General features: G+C 41.9%; 16 protein-coding genes. 1 reads left to right on the forward strand and 15 read right to left on the reverse strand.

All coding sequences use genetic code 11. From position 1 onward, the window contains the following. The 15 genes from HMPREF2571_RS07060 to HMPREF2571_RS07125 all read right to left on the reverse strand — a co-directional run bounded on the left by HMPREF2571_RS07060 (position 1) and on the right by HMPREF2571_RS07125 (position 16,477). Positions 1-1,254 (reverse strand): efflux RND transporter periplasmic adaptor subunit, encoded by a 1,254-nt coding sequence (locus HMPREF2571_RS07060; RefSeq protein WP_013990982.1) that lies wholly within the window; start codon positions 1,252-1,254, stop codon positions 1-3. 62 nt (positions 1,255-1,316) lie between these two features. Next, positions 1,317-2,072, reverse strand: coding sequence for a class I SAM-dependent methyltransferase (locus HMPREF2571_RS07065; RefSeq protein WP_013990983.1), 756 nt, complete (start codon positions 2,070-2,072; stop codon positions 1,317-1,319). 118 nt (positions 2,073-2,190) lie between these two features. After that, positions 2,191-5,370 carry a carbamoyl-phosphate synthase large subunit gene (gene carB, locus HMPREF2571_RS07070; protein ID WP_013990984.1) on the reverse strand — a complete coding sequence of 1,060 codons (3,180 nt, stop codon included), beginning with the start codon at positions 5,368-5,370 and terminating at the stop codon, positions 2,191-2,193. A gap of 230 nt (positions 5,371-5,600) precedes the next feature. Beyond that, complete coding sequence (locus HMPREF2571_RS07075; RefSeq protein WP_002885900.1) at positions 5,601-6,689, reverse strand: carbamoyl phosphate synthase small subunit; 1,089 nt, start codon at positions 6,687-6,689, stop codon at positions 5,601-5,603. 162 nt (positions 6,690-6,851) lie between these two features. Beyond that, a complete protein-coding gene (locus tag HMPREF2571_RS07080; protein ID WP_013990985.1) occupies positions 6,852-7,778 on the reverse strand; it encodes an aspartate carbamoyltransferase catalytic subunit in 927 nt (308 codons plus the stop codon). Between the two features lie 24 nt (positions 7,779-7,802). Continuing rightward, positions 7,803-9,080, reverse strand: a complete 1,278-nt coding sequence (locus HMPREF2571_RS07085; RefSeq protein ID WP_022496066.1) for a uracil-xanthine permease family protein — start codon at positions 9,078-9,080, stop codon at positions 7,803-7,805. A gap of 303 nt (positions 9,081-9,383) precedes the next feature. Further along, a complete protein-coding gene (gene pyrR, locus HMPREF2571_RS07090; RefSeq protein ID WP_002886175.1) occupies positions 9,384-9,905 on the reverse strand; it encodes a bifunctional pyr operon transcriptional regulator/uracil phosphoribosyltransferase PyrR in 522 nt (173 codons plus the stop codon). Positions 9,906-10,125: 220 nt separating this feature from the next. Further along, complete coding sequence (locus HMPREF2571_RS07095) at positions 10,126-11,016, reverse strand: RluA family pseudouridine synthase (protein ID WP_002886027.1); 891 nt, start codon at positions 11,014-11,016, stop codon at positions 10,126-10,128. Further along, complete coding sequence (lspA, locus tag HMPREF2571_RS07100) at positions 11,000-11,461, reverse strand: signal peptidase II (RefSeq protein WP_070847548.1); 462 nt, start codon at positions 11,459-11,461, stop codon at positions 11,000-11,002. Before lspA ends, HMPREF2571_RS07095 begins: the two co-directional genes overlap by 17 nt. An 8-nt stretch (positions 11,462-11,469) precedes the next feature. Then, the gene (locus tag HMPREF2571_RS07105; RefSeq protein WP_002886225.1) at positions 11,470-12,375 is read right to left on the reverse strand and encodes a LysR family transcriptional regulator; all 906 of its coding nucleotides are present in this window, start codon (positions 12,373-12,375) and stop codon (positions 11,470-11,472) included. A gap of 115 nt (positions 12,376-12,490) precedes the next feature. Next, complete coding sequence (locus HMPREF2571_RS07110; RefSeq protein WP_013990988.1) at positions 12,491-13,729, reverse strand: CD20-like domain-containing protein; 1,239 nt, start codon at positions 13,727-13,729, stop codon at positions 12,491-12,493. Positions 13,730-13,976: 247 nt separating this feature from the next. Then, positions 13,977-14,444, reverse strand: a complete 468-nt coding sequence (locus HMPREF2571_RS07115; RefSeq protein WP_070847550.1) for a helix-turn-helix transcriptional regulator — start codon at positions 14,442-14,444, stop codon at positions 13,977-13,979. Positions 14,445-14,465: 21 nt separating this feature from the next. Then, positions 14,466-14,702 carry a hypothetical protein gene (locus HMPREF2571_RS07120; protein ID WP_004183020.1) on the reverse strand — a complete coding sequence of 79 codons (237 nt, stop codon included), beginning with the start codon at positions 14,700-14,702 and terminating at the stop codon, positions 14,466-14,468. A 193-nt stretch (positions 14,703-14,895) separates the two neighbouring features. Further along, entirely contained in the window at positions 14,896-15,060 is a 165-nt protein-coding gene (locus HMPREF2571_RS10690) for a hypothetical protein (protein ID WP_004183021.1), read from the reverse strand. A 55-nt stretch (positions 15,061-15,115) separates the two neighbouring features. Next, the gene (locus tag HMPREF2571_RS07125) at positions 15,116-16,477 is read right to left on the reverse strand and encodes a hypothetical protein (protein ID WP_013990990.1); all 1,362 of its coding nucleotides are present in this window, start codon (positions 16,475-16,477) and stop codon (positions 15,116-15,118) included. 281 nt (positions 16,478-16,758) lie between these two features. Here HMPREF2571_RS07125 and HMPREF2571_RS07130 point away from each other — a divergent pair, with 281 nt between their 5' ends. Then, positions 16,759-17,520 (forward strand): peptidylprolyl isomerase, encoded by a 762-nt coding sequence (locus HMPREF2571_RS07130; RefSeq protein WP_013990991.1) that lies wholly within the window; start codon positions 16,759-16,761, stop codon positions 17,518-17,520. The last annotated feature ends 20 nt before the right edge of the window (positions 17,521-17,540 follow it).

Here is a 17,540-nt window from a genome sequence, read left to right on the forward strand (position 1 = left end):
TTAGTCACTAGACTCCACCTCGCCTCCACTAGTGTCTTTTGATTGTTTGCTATCAGCATCCGTCACATCTTTTAGGGTTTCGCCATCCTTAAAGGATTTATCTGCCTTGGTGATAACTTTTTGACCTTCTTTAAGTCCTGAAGCAATTTCCTGTTGCTTGGCATCCGCATTGCCAAGTTTGACCTTGACTTGCTTGATTTTCTGAGTTTCATCATCGTAAACCCAGACATAGTTGTCAGAGCCTTTCTTGGTCACAGCAGTTACAGGAACCAACAAGGCATCATCATCTTTTGTCACTTCAAGAGATACATTAAAACCTTGCTTCAGTTTTCCGATTGGACTGGTCAATTGAACCTTGTATTCATACTGAGAACCTGATTGACCTGAGTTGCCAGATGTCCCCGCTGACTGACTGGCATTTTGCTTAGGATAATTGGAAACGTAGCTGACTTTCCCTGTCCAAGTTTGATCTGGGTATACTTTGGAAGTAATCTTAACCTTTTGACCTACTGAAATATTTGGAATGTCATATTCTGTTAAGGTCCCTTGAATCTCAAATTGGCCTTCACTGGTCACATGTACTAGGGTCTGGCTCTCTTTTGAAGCAGGGTCCACAGAGTCCGCAACCTCTACGACTGTTCCATTAGCATCTGAAACAATGACTGTTTGGTTGAGGACGTCTTGTGCCTTTTCTAGCTCTGATGCTGCGTTGGCAACGGCATCATTATAATCTTGCAAGGTTTGGTAATTACTTGCCTCGGTTTGCTGACGCTGTTGAGGGCTAACGGTAGTCGTCGAATCATCCTCATCCGAATCACTACTTGTTTGTGCCGAAGCCGCAGGAGCTGTCCCATACTGTTGAAAATAATTACGGTCACGAACTGCCTTATTATAGGCACGGCTAGCCGTATCATAGGCTGCTTGGGCAGAGGTGCTGTCGTATTGGACCAGTTGCTGACCAACGCTAACTTCCTCACCAACAGAGACTGTCACAGTGGCATTGCGTCCAACGGTATTGTCAAAATAAACGTACTGTTCTGACTGAGCCTTCACCATGCCAGTCAGAAGGGTGGACGAGGCCAACTGCCCCTTGGTTACCTTGCTTGCTGTGGGGGACTCGGAAGCCTTATCATCTTTGCCACCACCTGCAAAAAGGTTAAAGCCTAGGACTAAAAGGACAAGGAAGCCAATTCCTCCAATGATCCAAACTCTTTTTTTATTTTTAAATAACTTTGGACTGATTTTCTTTCGCATAAGTCTCTCTTTTCTTTTGTATCACATAAATAAAACAATTGTAATACTTTTAACTTTCTATGTCAATGGCCTTCGCTTAAATCCATGACACCATAGTGCAGCTTTTGATTGGGACGAATCTGACGTTCAAACCCAAGTTCCTCAAAAACGGTATCTCGAAAATGCGCCTTGATGATAATTTTTTCTCGTGCGACACGCTTAGCCTCATTTAACCATTCTTCTGTCAGACGGCTGCCATTAGCTAGAGGTTTGATAGCTTGTAGATTTTCTGATTCCTTGATAGTCTCTGAAAACATAGGATCAGCATAAATGATATCAAAAGAGTGATCAGCCTGAGACTTCAAAAAGGATAAGCTATCGCTCTTAATAGCCTTAATAGATCGCATCGCTTTTTCAAGCTGCTTTTCATCTGTCTGATAAGTGGCCAGACCACGAGAAACCACCTGAAAAATCACTTCTTGACTCTCAAGGGCAGTCACCTTATTTCCCGCTGCCGCCATAACTAAACTATCGGAAGCCAGACCCATGGTCGTGTCGAGAATAGACTTGGAAGACGGACCCAAAAGATTGACTAGAGCATCGTGTGGTGCCTTAATCCTAAGAACTGCTGTATCTGGATGAAAGGATAGCTCACTGCCATCCGCATTGACAAAAGACAATCTGTCTTTATATAGAAGATAAAAAGCTCCAAATCGCTCTAAACATTTTGCCAAGGATAACTTGCGACGAGGCTGATAGTCAGCCCCAAGTTCGTGGGCCAATTCTTGAGCACGCGCAATCAAGGCCTCATTTTCACGTAAAGATGTGGTAATAATCATGTTTCTAGTATAGCAGAATCTTAGGAAACAAAACCATAGTCTTAGCTTTCATTTTAATTTGTTAGCTTACATTTGTGTAAGAAAAAAGCCCCAGCAAGGCTGAGACTTTATTGGGTAATTAGATAGCTTCTGTTGTAAAGCTACGGCTTTCAAGCACACGCACCATAGCATCTGCTGTATCAAGCGCTGTGAAGAGTGGAATTCCAGCTTCAATAGCTGAGCTACGGATTGCTGCTCCGTCTTCGTCATAAGTACGTTTGTTACCAACTGTATTGATAATAGCTTGCGCTTTACCTGTACGAACGAGGGCTGGAATGTCGTTATCATCATTTTCACCCAATTTGTTAACAAGCGTTGCGTGAACCCCGTGTTCATTCAAGAACTTAGCTGTTCCTTCAGTCGCATAGATACCATAACCGATGGCATCGAAACGACGGGCCAAGTCAAGGGCTTCTTCTTTAGTATCATCATGAATAGTAAAGATGACGTTACCAAAAGTTGGCAAGTGGAGGTAAGATGCTTCAAAGGCTTTATAGAGCGCTTTTTCAAGAGTCGCATCTGTACCCATAACTTCACCAGTTGATTTCATTTCAGGTCCAAGGAGGCTGTCTACCTTAGCCAATTTTGTGAATGAGAAGACTGGTGCTTTGACATGAACATGGTTGCTTTCTGGGTAAAGGCCATCTTTGTAACCTTGCTCAGCCAATGATTTACCAAGAATCAAGTTTGTAGCAACTTGCGCCATTGGGATATCAGTAACCTTAGACAAGAATGGTACGGTACGACTAGCACGTGGGTTAACCTCGATAACATAGACCGTTTCATCCTTAATAACGAACTGAATGTTCATCATACCGATACAGTTAAGACCAATAGCCAAGCGTTTAGTGTAGTCAGCGATAGTCTCTTGGATTTTCTTAGAAAGGGTTTGTGGTGGGTAAACTGCCATTGAGTCCCCTGAGTGAACCCCTGCACGCTCGATGTGTTCCATAATACCTGGAATCAAGACATCCTTACCATCAGAGATGGCATCCACTTCACACTCACGTCCGATGATATAGCTATCAACAAGGACTGGGTGGTCTGGACTTGCCTTAACGGCTGTACGCATGTAAGAACGAAGGTCTTCTTCATTTTCAACAATTTCCATGGCACGTCCACCCAAAACGTATGATGGACGAACAAGAACTGGGAAGCCAATCTTACGAGCTGCTTCAACCGCTTCTTCTTCGTTTGTCGCTGTTTGTCCTGGTGGTTGTGGAATGTCCAAATCTTTAAGGGCTTGTTCAAAGAGGTCACGGTCTTCGGCACGGTCAAGGTCAGCAACCTGTGTACCCAAGATTTTCACACCAGCTTTAGACAATGGCTCTGCCAAGTTGATGGCTGTCTGTCCACCAAACTGAACCACGACACCCTTAGGTTGTTCCAATTCGATAACGTTCATCACGTCTTCAAAAGTCAATGGTTCAAAGTAAAGTTTATCTGAAACTGAGAAGTCTGTTGAAACTGTCTCAGGGTTAGAGTTCATGATGATAGCTTCGTAACCTGCAGCCTGGATAGCTTTTACAGAGTGAACTGTCGCATAGTCGAACTCAACCCCTTGTCCGATACGGATAGGACCTGAACCAAGAACAATGACAGATTCTTTATCAGATTTGATTGATTCATTTTCCCACTCGTAAGTTGAGTAGAAATACGGTGTTGATGACTCGAACTCAGCCGCACAGGTATCAACCATCTTGTAGACAGGAACAATGTTATTTTCCAAACGTGTCGCACGAACTTGGTCAGCTGTTTGATTCCAAAGATCAGCAATCTTACGGTCAGAGAAACCGTTACGTTTAGCTTCTTTCAGAACATCAACATCGCCTACGTGAGTAGCCAACTCTTGTTCCAATTCAAAGATATGGAGCAATTTGTCGAGGAAGAAGATATCAATCTTAGTCAACTCTGACAATTCTTCAATAGTGTAACCACGACGGATGGCTTCAGAAAGGTAGAAGAGACGGTCGTCTTGAGCTTTGACAATCTTTTCAACCAAGGCGTCGTCTGTGACATCCGCAAGCTCAGGCATTTCATTGTGGTAAACACCGATTTCAAGTGAACGGCAGGCTTTAAGAAGTGACTCTTCGATGTTACGACCGATAGCCATAACTTCACCTGTTGCTTTCATTTGAGTACCAAGACGACGTTCACCGTGTTCAAATTTATCAAATGGGAAACGTGGAATCTTAGCAACCACATAGTCAAGAGCTGGTTCAAACATGGCATAAGTTGTACCAGTGACTGGGTTAATCATTTCATCAAGTGTCAAACCAACAGCGATCTTGGCTGCCAATTTGGCGATTGGGTAACCAGTTGCTTTTGAGGCAAGGGCTGATGAACGTGAGACACGTGGGTTTACTTCGATAACATAGTACTTGAAGCTATGTGGGTCAAGAGCCAACTGTACGTTACATCCACCCTCAATTTTAAGAGCACGGATAATCTTCAAGCTGGCATCACGAAGCATTTGGTTTTCAATATCTGACAAGGTTTGCGTTGGGGCAAATACGATTGAGTCCCCTGTGTGGATACCAACTGGGTCAAAGTTTTCCATGTTACATACCACAAGAGCATTGTCTGCGGCATCACGCATAACTTCGTATTCGATTTCCTTGAAACCAGCGATAGAACGCTCAATCAAACATTGTGTTACTGGTGACAATTTCAAGCCATTTTCAGCGATTTCACGAAGTTCTTCTTCGTTGGCACACATACCACCACCAGTACCACCAAGGGTAAAGGCAGGACGCACGATAACTGGGTAACCAATTTCTGACGCAAAGGCAACTGCTTCTTCAACTGTATTGACGATTTCAGATTCTGGAATTGGTTGTTCCAAATCTTCCATCAATTGTTTGAAGAGGTCACGGTCTTCGGCTTGGTCGATGGCAGACAATTTTGTCCCCAAAAGCTCTACTCCAAGCTCTTCAAGAATACCAGCTTTTGACAATTCCATTGCCATGTTCAAACCAGTTTGTCCACCAAGTGTTGGCAAGAGAGCATCAGGACGCTCTTTACGAAGAATACGTGTGACAAATTCAAGCGTAATTGGTTCAATGTAAACCTTATCTGCGATTTCTTTATCAGTCATGATTGTCGCAGGGTTAGAGTTAACAAGGACAACACTGTAACCTTCTTCTTTCAAGGCCAAGCAGGCTTGCGTACCAGCGTAGTCGAACTCAGCAGCCTGACCGATGATGATAGGACCAGACCCGATAACCATAATTTTTTTAATATCAGAACGTTTAGGCATAATTTATGATACAAAGCCCGTTAAGGACCCAGTGAAAATAGGAAACGTGACGACGACGCCCAAGCGTCTAGTCACCGTTTATCTTTTTCACATAGTCCTTAGGGCGTGTTCACTTCCGTGAACCTGTATCTTCTCCTTTCTATTTGACAACTCTCTGGTTGTCATTAAATAAGGTAGTAGACTGGGGCGAACAAGAGTCACCCCCCACTATAGTCACTAGACAGTTGCAATTAACGACGTGCTTTTTCAGCTTGGAAAGCATCAATCAATTCCAAGAACTCATCAAAGAGATAGCTAGCATCGTGTGGACCAGGTGCTGCATCTGGGTGGAATTGCACTGAGAATGCAGGGAAGTCACGGTGACGAACACCTTCAACTGACTTATCGTTAATTTCTTCGTGTGTTACCATGAGGCAATCTGGAAGTGACTCACGGTCAATGGCATAACCATGGTTTTGGCTTGTAAAATCAACACGACCAGTCGCAATTTCACGAACCGCATGGTTAAATCCACGGTGACCAAACTTCATCTTGTAGGCCTTGGCACCATTCGCCAAACTAAATAACTGGTGACCCATACAAATACCAAAGATTGGAATTTTACCTTGGATGCCACGAATCATATCAAGTGCATATGGTACATCTTCAGGGTTACCTGGACCGTTTGACAACATCACACCATCTGGATTAAGGTGAAGAATTTCTTCAGCAGTGATATCATGTGGCACAACAGTCACGTTACAATCACGTTTTGAAAACTCACGCAAGATAGAGTGCTTGAGACCAAAGTCAACCAAAACGATATTTTTACCAACACCTGGTGCTGGGTAGGCTGTCTTAGTTGATACCTGCTCAATATTGTTGGTTGGCAAAACAGTCGCACGCAATTGATCTTGCAAGTGCTCGATACTGTCACCAGGGCTGGCCAAAGTGGCTTTCATGGTACCGTGTTGACGGATAATCTTAGTCAAGGCACGTGTATCAATACCAGAGATACCAGGGATGTTTTTCGCCTTCAAAAACTCATCCAAGGTCATTTGGTTACGCCAGTTGCTGGCACGACGGCTGGCCTCTGACACAACGACACCCTTAGTCGTTGGCTTAATTGACTCATAGTCGTCACGGTTAACACCGTAGTTACCAACAAGTGGATAAGTAAAAGTCAAAATTTGACCATTGTAAGACTGGTCTGTGATAGATTCTTGATAACCTGTCATACCAGTATTAAAGACGATTTCACCCGTCACATCCACATCAGCACCGAAGGCCTGACCTTCAAAAATAGTGCCGTCTTCCAAAATAAGTAAACGTTTTGCCATTATAGTAAATTGTTCCTTTCACTAAGATACAAAGGGCGTTAAAATCTGAATGAAAATCAAATCTGACAGAGAAGCTCTAACCTCTAGAAAGATTTGTCTCTTTTCAAAGATTTATCCCATGTTCTTTTTCGTCTGATTCTCTCAGGAATCGGTTAACGTTGTTTACGCTTTGCCATTTAAAATAGCTTCAATAATCGCCATACGGACAAAGACTCCGTTTTGCATCTGAGCAACGATACGAGCCTTAGGTGCCTCAACTAGACTATCAGCAATCTCCACATCACGATTAACCGGAGCAGGGTGCATGATAATCGCCTGATCAGCTAACTTGGCATAACGTTCTTCAGTCAAACCATAGAAAGCATGGTAGTCTTCTTTTGAAAATCCTTTGTCATCCCCATGACGCTCGTGCTGAACACGAAGCAACATGAGAACATCCAAGTCCTCAATGACATCGTCAATGGACACATGCTGACCATAAACATCAAACTCATTCGAGTACCACTCTGCCGGACCAGCAAAATAAAGCTGAGCTCCCAAACGCTTGAGAATTTGCATATTTGACTTGGCGACACGCGAATGCGTAATGTCACCTGCAATACAAATCTTAAGATCCTCAAAAGTTCCGAACTCTTCGTAAATGGTCATCAAGTCAAGCAAACACTGACTTGGGTGTTGCCCTGAACCATCACCACCATTGACAATAGAGGTCTGAATAGTTCTACTATCAATCAACTGCTTGTAGTAATCGACTTCCGAGTGGCGGACCACACAGATGTCAACGCCCAAAGCAGACATGGTTAAAATCGTATCATAGAGGGTCTCACCCTTGTTCACCGAGCTAGTTCCAGCATCGAACTCAATCACATCCAGGCCAAGTTTTTTCTCCGCCACTTCGAAGGACTTGTGCGTTCGTGTTGAATTTTCAAAAAAGAGATTGGCAGCGAAATACTGTCGATCCAGCTGGAAATCAGCTCTGCCATTTTTAAAATCTCCACCTCGACGAATCAGGCCCAAGACCTCTTCATTCGTGAGGGTTTCCATTGTCACCAAATGTTTCAGTGACACTTTTCCATCTGCAATCGCCATAGTTTTTCCTTTTAAATTGATTGACTAATCTTTGCTACCTTTTTTAGGATCTGGCAAGATTTGATAGAGCAAGATACCAAGAATGGTTGAACTTGCCACACCCGTAATTTGAAGACCACCAAGGTCAATCATCAAACCACCGATACCAGATACCAAGATAACACTAGCAATCAAGAGATTCTTTTTATTATCAAAATCAATCTTATGTTCAACTAAAATTTTCAAACCGCTAGCAGCGATAACCCCAAAGAGGGCAATAGATAATCCACCCAATACAGGAGTTGGAATAGAATGCAAGAGTGCTGATAGCTTACCAATAAAGCTCATCAAGACCGCAATCACTGCTGCGCCCGCAATAACGTAAACTGAGTAGACCTTACTGAGGGCCATAACCCCAATATTTTCACCATAAGAAGTTACCGGAGGAGCTCCAAAGAATCCAGCGATAATCTGTGCCAAACCATCGCCAGTAAGGGTACGGTCAAGTCCTGGATCTTTGAAGTAGTCACGCTCAGTCAAACTGTTTAGAACCATGACATGACCAAAGTGTTCAGTCATCGTCACAAAGGCAATCGGAGCCATGGTCAAAATCGCACTTGGATAGAGTTTAAAGCTATAATCCACAAATGGAATGTCAAAGTTTGGAACTTGAATCCAATGTGCTGCAGCTACTTCTGAGAAATTGATAAAACTATGTCCTGTCAGCAAACCAAGAACCGCTGAGAAAATATAGCCTACAATTAAACCAAGCAAAATTGGGATAACACCGACAATCTTCTTGCCATACATGTTAAAGAGGATAACCGCAAAGAGGGTGACCATCGAAATCAAGAGAGCATAGATACTATAGCTTTTATTTAAAGTTGTCGCATCATTGACTGCATTAGCTGCAAGGTTCAAACCAATCACCATGATAATGGGACCAACCACGATTGGTGGAAGGACCTTATCAATCCAGTCTTTACCCGCATACTTAACAATCAGAGCCACTAGCAAGTAAACCAAACCACCAGCCATGGCACCTTGAGCGACCGCTGCAATCCCATCAGTCTTCATAAGCGTCTGCATAGCCGCAATATAGGCAAAGCTAGAACCCATGTAAGCTGGAATTTTGTACTTGGTCACCGTCAAGTGAGCCAAAGTTCCCAAACCAGACGAGAAAAGAGCAATAGCGGGATCAATCCCAACCAAAATCGGCACAAGCACCGTCGCACCAAACATGGCAAACAAGTGCTGGAATGACAAACCAACCAATAAACCAGGTTTTGGCATATCATTCACATCATATTTTACGTTATTCACGATATCAAAGGACTCCTTAAATTAAGATACAAGGGGACGCTTTGGCTTAGCCAAACATTTCTGTAGAAAAATAGGAAGTCGACACCGCACTCCCAAGAGTGCTAGGAGACTTATCTTTTTTCCTAAGAAATGAGTCCCGTGTTCAATTAACAAGATACAAAGCCCGTCTAAAGCCTAAAGCAAAAATAGAAAATATGATGACGGAGCGCCAGCTCCTAAGAGTATTTATCTTTTTTGCACAAGGCTTAGGGCGTGTTCAATTAACAAGATACAAAGGGCGTTTCACCCTATCCGTCAGCCAACTTAGCTTGGATCGATAATGTTGACGCTATCTTTGCCATCAACTTCTGCGACCAAAACTTCGATTTCTTCTGACTCACTAGTTGGAATATTTTTACCAACATAATCCGCACGGATTGGCAATTCACGGTGACCACGGTCAACCAAGACAGCCAAACCAACACGCGCCGGACGCCCATGGCTAACGATATTATCAATAGCTGCACGAATCGTACGACCTGTGTAAAGCACATCATCCACAAGGATAACATCTGTTCCATCAATTTCAATAGGGAAAACAGATGTGTCTTGCTCAGCCTTAACATCATCACGGAAAGCCTTAGTATCAAGCTCAATCAATGGCACATCAAGGTTTTCCAACTGTTTCAAGCGCTCTTGGATACGCTGTGCAATATAAACACCACGTGTCTTAATACCAGCCAAGACAATCTTGTCGAGATTTTTGTTACGCTCAATAATCTCATAAGTGATACGTGTAATGGCACGTTTCATGGTTACGTCATCGACGATCTCTTTTTTCTTCATAAAAAGAACCTTTCTAAATACAAAAAAATCCCCTCGAAAACAAGGAGATACACAAAAATATGAGTACAGTTCACCCGTACACTTCTCATGGCTCCTTGCCTGCCTCTCTGGACAGTGATTAAAGGACTTATTTAATTAGGTAAATTATAGCAAATTTCAGACTCTTTTACAAGAAAAAAACGGACGCCCCTCCCAAGAAAGACTATCCGTTTAATAACTGTTACGCTTCTCTCAACTTCTCCAAGGTTTCCTTGAAAATAGCAGGTTCTTCCGCTGTAAATTCGACCAATTCTCCAGTCGTAGGATGTGTGAAACCAAGGGTCTTAGCATGTAGAAATTGGCCATGGCCCTTGAGGGTCTTGCGTGGTCCATAAAGAGGATCTCCCGCCACCGGGTGACCGATATAAGCCATGTGCACACGAATCTGGTGCGTGCGACCTGTTTCCAGCTGCAACTCTACCAAAGTATAGTTGCCAAAACGTTCAAGAACGGTAAATCGTGTTACTGCAGGTTTTCCTTTAGCTGTGACTGCCTGCTTCTTGCGGTCCTTGTCCGAACGCCCAATCGGAGCCTCAATCACGCCTCGATCGTTAGGCAAATTGCCATGCACGATAGCCACATACTTACGAAGGGACTTCTTATCCTTAAGCTCAGCCGCCAAAGCATTGTGGGCCTTATCATTCTTAGCAATCATAAGGAGACCAGACGTGTCCTTGTCAATACGGTGGACAATCCCTGGACGAACCACACCATTAATAGACGAGAGGTCCTTGACATGATACATAAGGGCATTGACCAAGGTACCAGACGTGTGACCAGCTGATGGATGGACAACCATGCCTTGAGGCTTGTTGACCACTGCCACATCCGCATCTTCGTAGATAATATCCAAAGGAATATCTTCAGCCTTGTATTCCAAGACCTCTTCTTCTGGCAATTCATAGGTGATGACATCACCCTCTTTAACCGCATACTTGGCCTTTGCCGACTTACCATTAACCAAGACCGTTCCAGCCTTAATCGCTTCATTAGCCTGACTACGTGACAATTCTGTCAAATCTGCCAAAGCCTTGTCCAGACGGTTTCCCGCCTCTTTAATGATGACTTCCATTTTCCTCTTTCCATAAGACTAAAATCAAGAGCAGTACACCCACCGTTAGATAGGAGTCTGCCACGTTAAATATTGCAAAATCAATAAAATCAAGCTGAACCATATCAACCACGTAACCCAAGTGCACACGGTCAATAAAGTTACCAATACCACCTGAGATAATCAAAACCAAAGATAGCACCAGCCAAAGACTCTTCTGGTAATTTTTAACCAGATAAACCAGAGCCGCACCAATCACTAGAACCGTCAAAATCACAAAGAAATATTTCTGATCCTGTAAAATCGAAAAGGCAGCACCACGGTTCTGTAAATAAGTCAAGCTGAAAAGTCCAGGGATTGCCTTGATAACTTGGTTAAGGGCAATATTTGCCACAACCCAATGCTTAACCCACTGATCCAAACCAATCAGAGCCAGAATAGCCAAAGGAATCGCAACCTTACGCATAAGTCCTCCTATGGTTTGTAAGTATCAAAGTAGTCAAACATAACATTGACAAACTTGAGAGCACAAGATGACAAGTTAATCCCCTTACGACGGACATAAACCATCTTGTTATCCAAATTATCCTCAAGCGGAATAACCGTAATCCCGTTCACACTTTGTGCATCCAAGAAACCAGATCCCGTCGCATAAGCATCCGTACGTTCCAAGATACCGTTCAAAGTCGCACGGTCTGTCACGTTAAACATCAGAGACGAATCTGACGTATCCACAAAGTTTTCAGAATAGTAAAGGTACTCGTCCTTCTCCTGAGTGAAACGCACTGTAGGCAAGGCCGCCAAGTCCTCCATGACGAGACTTTCTTTTTTAGCCAAAGGATGTCCCTTACGGAGATAAATGTGCGTTTTAAACGGAATCAAATCAATGGCCTCAAGCCCAAGCTTGTCCATATTTTGATGGATTCCCTTGCTATTTTGACGATTCAAATAGATAATCCCAATCTCACTGTGCCCCTTGGCTACCTCATCCAAAATCTGAATAGTCGTAGACTCAAAGATACGGAAATCCTTATAATCAGGATAGCGCTCTGAAAAAGTCGTAATCAAAGGTGGCAAAAAGTCATAGTGCTGACTAGCAATCGAAAACTGGTTGCCCTTTTCAGAAGCATTGAGATAGCGATTTTCAAAACTATCAAAACTGCGTACCACCTCAAGCGCACGCTCATAAAAGGTCATACCCTGACTGGTCAAGACAGCCCCCGTCGTTGTACGGGTGAAAATTTGGAAATTCAGCTCTTGCTCCAAATCCTTGATAGCCACCGAAAGGCTAGGCTGACTCACAAAGAGCTTGCTGGCTGCCTCACGGAAGGTTCCGCTGTTGGCAATGGCTACGACATAACGTAGTTGTTGTATGTTCATGTGTGACACTTCTTTCTTGAAAAATCAATCACTCCTATTATACCAGATTTTATCCTCTTTTGTTGATACTAAAAAGCCCAGGCAACCCTGAGCTTGAATTTATCAAAAAGTAGTCTTATTCGTCTGATTTGTCTGTCAAGAAGTACTCGTTTTCACGTTTGTCATAGTCGAAGGTCAAACGAACAGCATCTACCTTTCCACTTTCTGGATTATAATCACGGTAGCTAAGACTGACTGACTGAGTGAGATCGCCTTGTTCAGTTTGTGTCATTTCATGATAAGTGAAGCTAGCCTCTGGGTGTTTTTCAACCACCTCAGAAAGTCGTGTCCCCTTGAGCAAATCAGCTTGTGTACCTACAGACAACTTCTCATAGTCATCTTTTGTCCAGTTGCTATGATAGTCATCGACTTCTTTGACCTTATCGTAGTCGAAGGTTGCTGAGGCAGATTTCAAAACATAGACATCGTCTTTTTTCTCGAAAGTCAAACGAACATAGTTGTTCCCATCTGTGTTTTCTTTTCTATAGGTAAGGTCTAGTAAATCTGGTTTATCTTCCTCGTAAGCATCACTATACTCGGCATCAGTCGCCTTACCGTGAGCATCCAAGACCTCGTCCAATGTCAAAGTACCAACCTTCAACTCCTTAAACTGATCCTCAGTCCAGTCAAACTTATAATTCTCATCGATGTACAGATAAGCTCTATCGTGACCGTCACTTTGGAACTGCTCAGCATGGTTCATGACATATTTCACCGCTTGATAACCTGCTCCAGCAAGCGAAGTCATAAAGAAGATGATTGACATGACTAGAGCAATAATAGATAGTGCCTTGCGTGTCGACTTCAGACTCAAAACCAAAGTCACAATAGCCAAAATGATAAGGAAGAAAGCAAGGAAAGTAAAGACAAAACCGAAAGGAAGCGTCCAAGACAAAATGACGAATAGAATCCCCAAAACTAGGATAATAATCGGCAAAGCAATATTAACAAAAGCATTATTCTTGGTTGCTTTTGGTTTGTAATAAGGGTTTTCCAAAGGTATCTGACTTGCCTTTGGAGTTTCTTTTTCTTGCTCTTTCTCCATATTCAACTCAGGCATTGGCTTAGGTGCTTCCTCCTCTAATGCCACCTGAGCCTCGTCTGGTTGCGTATCTGCTACTGAGTCAGCTGTCACCTCTTCAGTAGTTTCAGAGCTATACACCTGCTGAGCCTCAACCTGCTCAGACACTTGGGCACTTGGTTCCTCCGAAGCGATGATAAAGCCCTCTTTCTTAGCTTCCATAAACTCCTCAGGACTTGGTTTACGTCCATTGACGTCCTCAAAGTGACGCACCCATTCTTCTCTAGTTGCCATAGCTGACTCCTTTATTTCTTTTTCTTTATTTTATCATACTTTAATCTCGTCTTATGAAAATAAGGTCGGATATAAGAGAGAATTTTTTGAGACTACCTGAGGTGCTTAAGTGACATGATATCTCATGAAAAGAGACGAAAGAAGAAAAGAAACTGCACCCAAAAGTAAGATTTTTTCGATCACACTTTTTGGGGCAGTTCAATATTAGTAAGACTAGTTTTTTATAATTAAATGTATAGCTATGTATCTAGTCTTTTTTAATCTCCAAACTAAGCTTATAAAAACTATAAAGGCTATAAGCAATTGCAATGATTCCCAAGAAAACAAAGTATACATTATCCTTTAAACTCTTCAGATAAATGCCAATTATTATAAAGAGAAAGGTATTGATCAAAATGACTAATCTTTTATTTTCTATCTTGCCTATTTTAAGTACCAATAGTCTAATAATAAGTATCGATGGAGAGAATAAAACGGCAATTATTATAAGTAAAATATTTTTTCTGCTAATTAAATTAGCTTTAATGTCTTTTTGAGATTCTTTTTCAATATTCATCTCTTTAAATAATAGTTCCAGTGAAACATTATCAGGTTCACTTTTTCCTAATTCCCATTTAGAAATCGTCTGACGAGTAACAAATACTTTATCTGCAAGTTCTTGCTGAGTCATACCTGTTTTAGTTCTATATTCTTTAATCAACGTAGCAATGTCCATTTTAATACCCCTAGCTTATTTCTATTCTTCGATAAAAGGCTCTGTCAACAAAATTGCTATTAATATTATATAGAGAGGATGTTTATAAATAAAGTAAGTAGCAACGAGTAATAGAAACAATAACATTCTCGTAACCCACGGATATTTGTTTGATAAACTGACCAATAAATTAACTAAAGGTTTCAGTATCAACCCCATTAATCCAAAAGTGAGCACCCATACAAGATTAGCTTTGTTTTTCTTAATAAATTGTAACATTAAGAATACCTCCTCAGATTTGTTACTTTAAATTTATCAAGATCCATGGCTAAAAGCACGCAACGAATAGTAAAATATACGCAACGTCCTTAGAAACTAGGATGCAACGCTACAAGTCATTACGCAACGAGGAGAATAGTACCTCTTAAAAGTACGAAATGGTAGTACATTAGAACCTAAAGGCAGTAAAATTTTACAATACTACAAAAGACATGGCAATAGAGAAGAAATAAATAACAATTGAAGTGATAAACAAGCCAATAAATCGTTTCCAGCTCCCTTTTTGATTGAGCTTGTCTACAGTTTCCTTAGTGACAAGAGACTGGCTTTGCTCGAATGTATAATTTAAGAATTTCAATAGCTTTCTCCTTCTATCAAGAAAAAACAGGAAGGTTTCCCCTCCTGTCCCTTAATTAATCCTCATCTGGACCTGATTTATAAGTAAGGTAGAATGTATCTTCACCTTCTTTGGTATCAAATGACAAGTAAACACTCTTGAGTTTGCCATCTTCAGCCTTATAATCACTATAAGAAATAGTCATTTCTTTTGTGAATTCACCTTGACGAGATGTTGAAATCGTGTATTCTGCACTTGAAGCTTTAGGGTGATCCTTAACGACATCTTCAAGTTTCGTACCATTTGATGGATCAGTGTAATCACCCTTATTGAGAGCATCAAACTGTTCTTTTGTCCAATCAGATTTATAAGATTTATCAACTTCTACCTTATCTTGAGGGAATCTACCTGAAGCATATGACAAGATAAATGTACCGTCATATTGTTTCTTAAAGTTTAGGTAGACACTCTCGCCATAGTCTTTACCAGAGTATGTCAACTTCAACTCATCACCTGACACCTCAGCATCTGACGCCTTGCCGTATGTTTTAACGATTGATTTAACAGTGTCTTTACCTGCTTTCAACTTCTTGAACTTAGATTCATTCCAATCAAATTTAGCATTTTTGTCAATGTAGTCGTTGACATCAGTACTATCACCTTTTGAGTCTGATTTTGAATCGCTGTCGTCATCTTTCTTGTCAGCGTCATCGTCGTCTTTATCAGCAACTTTTGATGTCTTGCTTGAGCTTGTGTTGTTGTTGCTAGCATTTTGAGAGATTTGGAAAATCAAACCACCAATAGACACAAAGAGCATGAGACCAGCAACACCTGTTGCGATGATTGAAAGCAATTTCTTGCTTGATTTAAGGCTAAAGACAAGCGAAACAACTGCTACCGCAACTGCGAGGACTGTCAAGATGATGAAGAGCCAAGCAGGACTTACAAACCATGCCAAGATTGCAAAGATTACTGAAAGTGCAATCGCAACAATTGGCAAGATAAGATTGAAAAGAGGGTTATCTGCTGAGCCAGCTTCTGCTGGATTAGGAACTGTTCCAAATCCTTGAGCTGAAGAGATAGGTGCCTTTTCAAACATGCTTGAATCAAATTGTGGTGTTGGTTGTTGCACAGGTGCTTCTGAGAAAGATTCTGCACCAAATGGTGATTCACTACTTGCTTGTTCTGCGACAGCATCTTCAGCTGTTTCAGCCACATCTGCGATATCATCTTGTTCTGTGACTTCTTCAGTAGCAACTGGTTCTGGAGCTACTTCTTCAGCGACAGGTTCATTAGCTGGTGCTTCTACAGATGCTGCTTGAGCAGCCAAAGCACTTGTATCAAAGTCAGCTGCTTTAGCAGCCAAAAATTCTTGGGGGCTAGGCTTACGCCCGTGTACCGACTCAAAGAGTTCAGCCCATTCTGCTTTAGTTGACATAAAAATCTCCTTTTTTCAAGAAATCCAAACAAGAGGTCACTTCAGCTTAGCGAAGTTTTCTATAGTTAGGATTTAGACACCTATCTCTGATAAGAGCAAGTAGCATGCGTCCCTTCAAAAGCCAGGCATAGCCTAAGGCAACCTTTTCCCTCTATCTAGTCCCATTGTTCATTTTCTTGTTGATAATCCCATTCTACCATATTTAAAGACCCCTGTTAACCGTTTCCCAAAAGGTTTTTTTCTGCTACAATAGTAGGTATAATGCACCAAAGGAGTTATATATGAAAAACATTAAAAAGTACATTCCATTAATTATTGTACTTGTTATCGCAGGCCTAGGTTTTGCCTTTCGTGAGAACATCGCACGCGCCGTTCGTGGAGATGCTTATGTTGATAATAAGATATTCACTAAACAATTAGAAAAAGCCCAAAAATCTGGAAAAGATGCCTTCCCACAGTTGTCAGATAAGGTCGGTAAGGACGAAGCTGAAGTTATCCTCCATACTTCAAAGGGTGATATCACAGTCAAACTCTTCCCTACACTTGCTCCAAAGGCTTCTGAAAACTTCTTGAAACATGCCAAGGACAAATACTATGATGGACTTACCTTCCACCGTGTCATCAAGGACTTCATGATTCAAAGTGGTGACCCTAAGGGTGACGGTACTGGAGGAGAATCTATCTGGAAGAAAGGTTTCGCTGTTGAACCTACACCATTCCTCTACAACATCCGTGGCGCACTTGCTATGGCCAATACTGGTGCTAAAAATTCAAACGGCAGCCAATTCTACATTGTTCAAAACAAGGACGATCAAAGCAAGCAATTAGGAAATGCCGGCTATCCAAAACCTATCATTGACGCCTACAAAAAAGGTGGTTACCCAGCTGGTGATACCAAATATACTGTCTTTGGACAAGTCATCAAAGGTATGGATGTCGTTGATACCATCGCTAACCTTGAAGTCGATGACAACAGTAAACCAAAAGAGAATGTAACGGTTAATTCCGTTGAAGTTGTTAAAGACTACAAATTCAAATCATAACCACCCGTCTAACGGGTGGT

The sequence above is a fragment of the Streptococcus sp. HMSC068F04 genome (assembly GCF_001837455.1).
Classification (GTDB): domain Bacteria; phylum Bacillota; class Bacilli; order Lactobacillales; family Streptococcaceae; genus Streptococcus; species Streptococcus salivarius_D.

What these genes read in the sequence shown, in the direction of transcription:
- HMPREF2571_RS07060 (WP_013990982.1), bottom strand. Translation starts at nt 1,254, where the DNA reads ATGCGAAAGAAAATCAGTCCAAAGTTATTTAAAAATAAAAAAAGAGTT.
- HMPREF2571_RS07065 (WP_013990983.1), bottom strand. Translation starts at nt 2,072, where the DNA reads ATGATTATTACCACATCTTTACGTGAAAATGAGGCCTTGATTGCGCGT.
- carB (WP_013990984.1), bottom strand. Translation starts at nt 5,370, where the DNA reads ATGCCTAAACGTTCTGATATTAAAAAAATTATGGTTATCGGGTCTGGT.
- HMPREF2571_RS07075 (WP_002885900.1), bottom strand. Translation starts at nt 6,689, where the DNA reads ATGGCAAAACGTTTACTTATTTTGGAAGACGGCACTATTTTTGAAGGT.
- HMPREF2571_RS07080 (WP_013990985.1), bottom strand. Translation starts at nt 7,778, where the DNA reads ATGGCGATTGCAGATGGAAAAGTGTCACTGAAACATTTGGTGACAATG.
- pyrR (WP_002886175.1), bottom strand. Translation starts at nt 9,905, where the DNA reads ATGAAGAAAAAAGAGATCGTCGATGACGTAACCATGAAACGTGCCATT.
- HMPREF2571_RS07095 (WP_002886027.1), bottom strand. Translation starts at nt 11,016, where the DNA reads ATGGAAGTCATCATTAAAGAGGCGGGAAACCGTCTGGACAAGGCTTTG.
- lspA (WP_070847548.1), bottom strand. Translation starts at nt 11,461, where the DNA reads ATGCGTAAGGTTGCGATTCCTTTGGCTATTCTGGCTCTGATTGGTTTG.
- HMPREF2571_RS07105 (WP_002886225.1), bottom strand. Translation starts at nt 12,375, where the DNA reads ATGAACATACAACAACTACGTTATGTCGTAGCCATTGCCAACAGCGGA.
- HMPREF2571_RS07110 (WP_013990988.1), bottom strand. Translation starts at nt 13,729, where the DNA reads ATGGCAACTAGAGAAGAATGGGTGCGTCACTTTGAGGACGTCAATGGA.
- HMPREF2571_RS07115 (WP_070847550.1), bottom strand. Translation starts at nt 14,444, where the DNA reads ATGGACATTGCTACGTTGATTAAAGAATATAGAACTAAAACAGGTATG.
- HMPREF2571_RS07120 (WP_004183020.1), bottom strand. Translation starts at nt 14,702, where the DNA reads ATGTTACAATTTATTAAGAAAAACAAAGCTAATCTTGTATGGGTGCTC.
- HMPREF2571_RS07125 (WP_013990990.1), bottom strand. Translation starts at nt 16,477, where the DNA reads ATGTCAACTAAAGCAGAATGGGCTGAACTCTTTGAGTCGGTACACGGG.
- HMPREF2571_RS07130 (WP_013990991.1), top strand. Translation starts at nt 16,759, where the DNA reads ATGAAAAACATTAAAAAGTACATTCCATTAATTATTGTACTTGTTATC.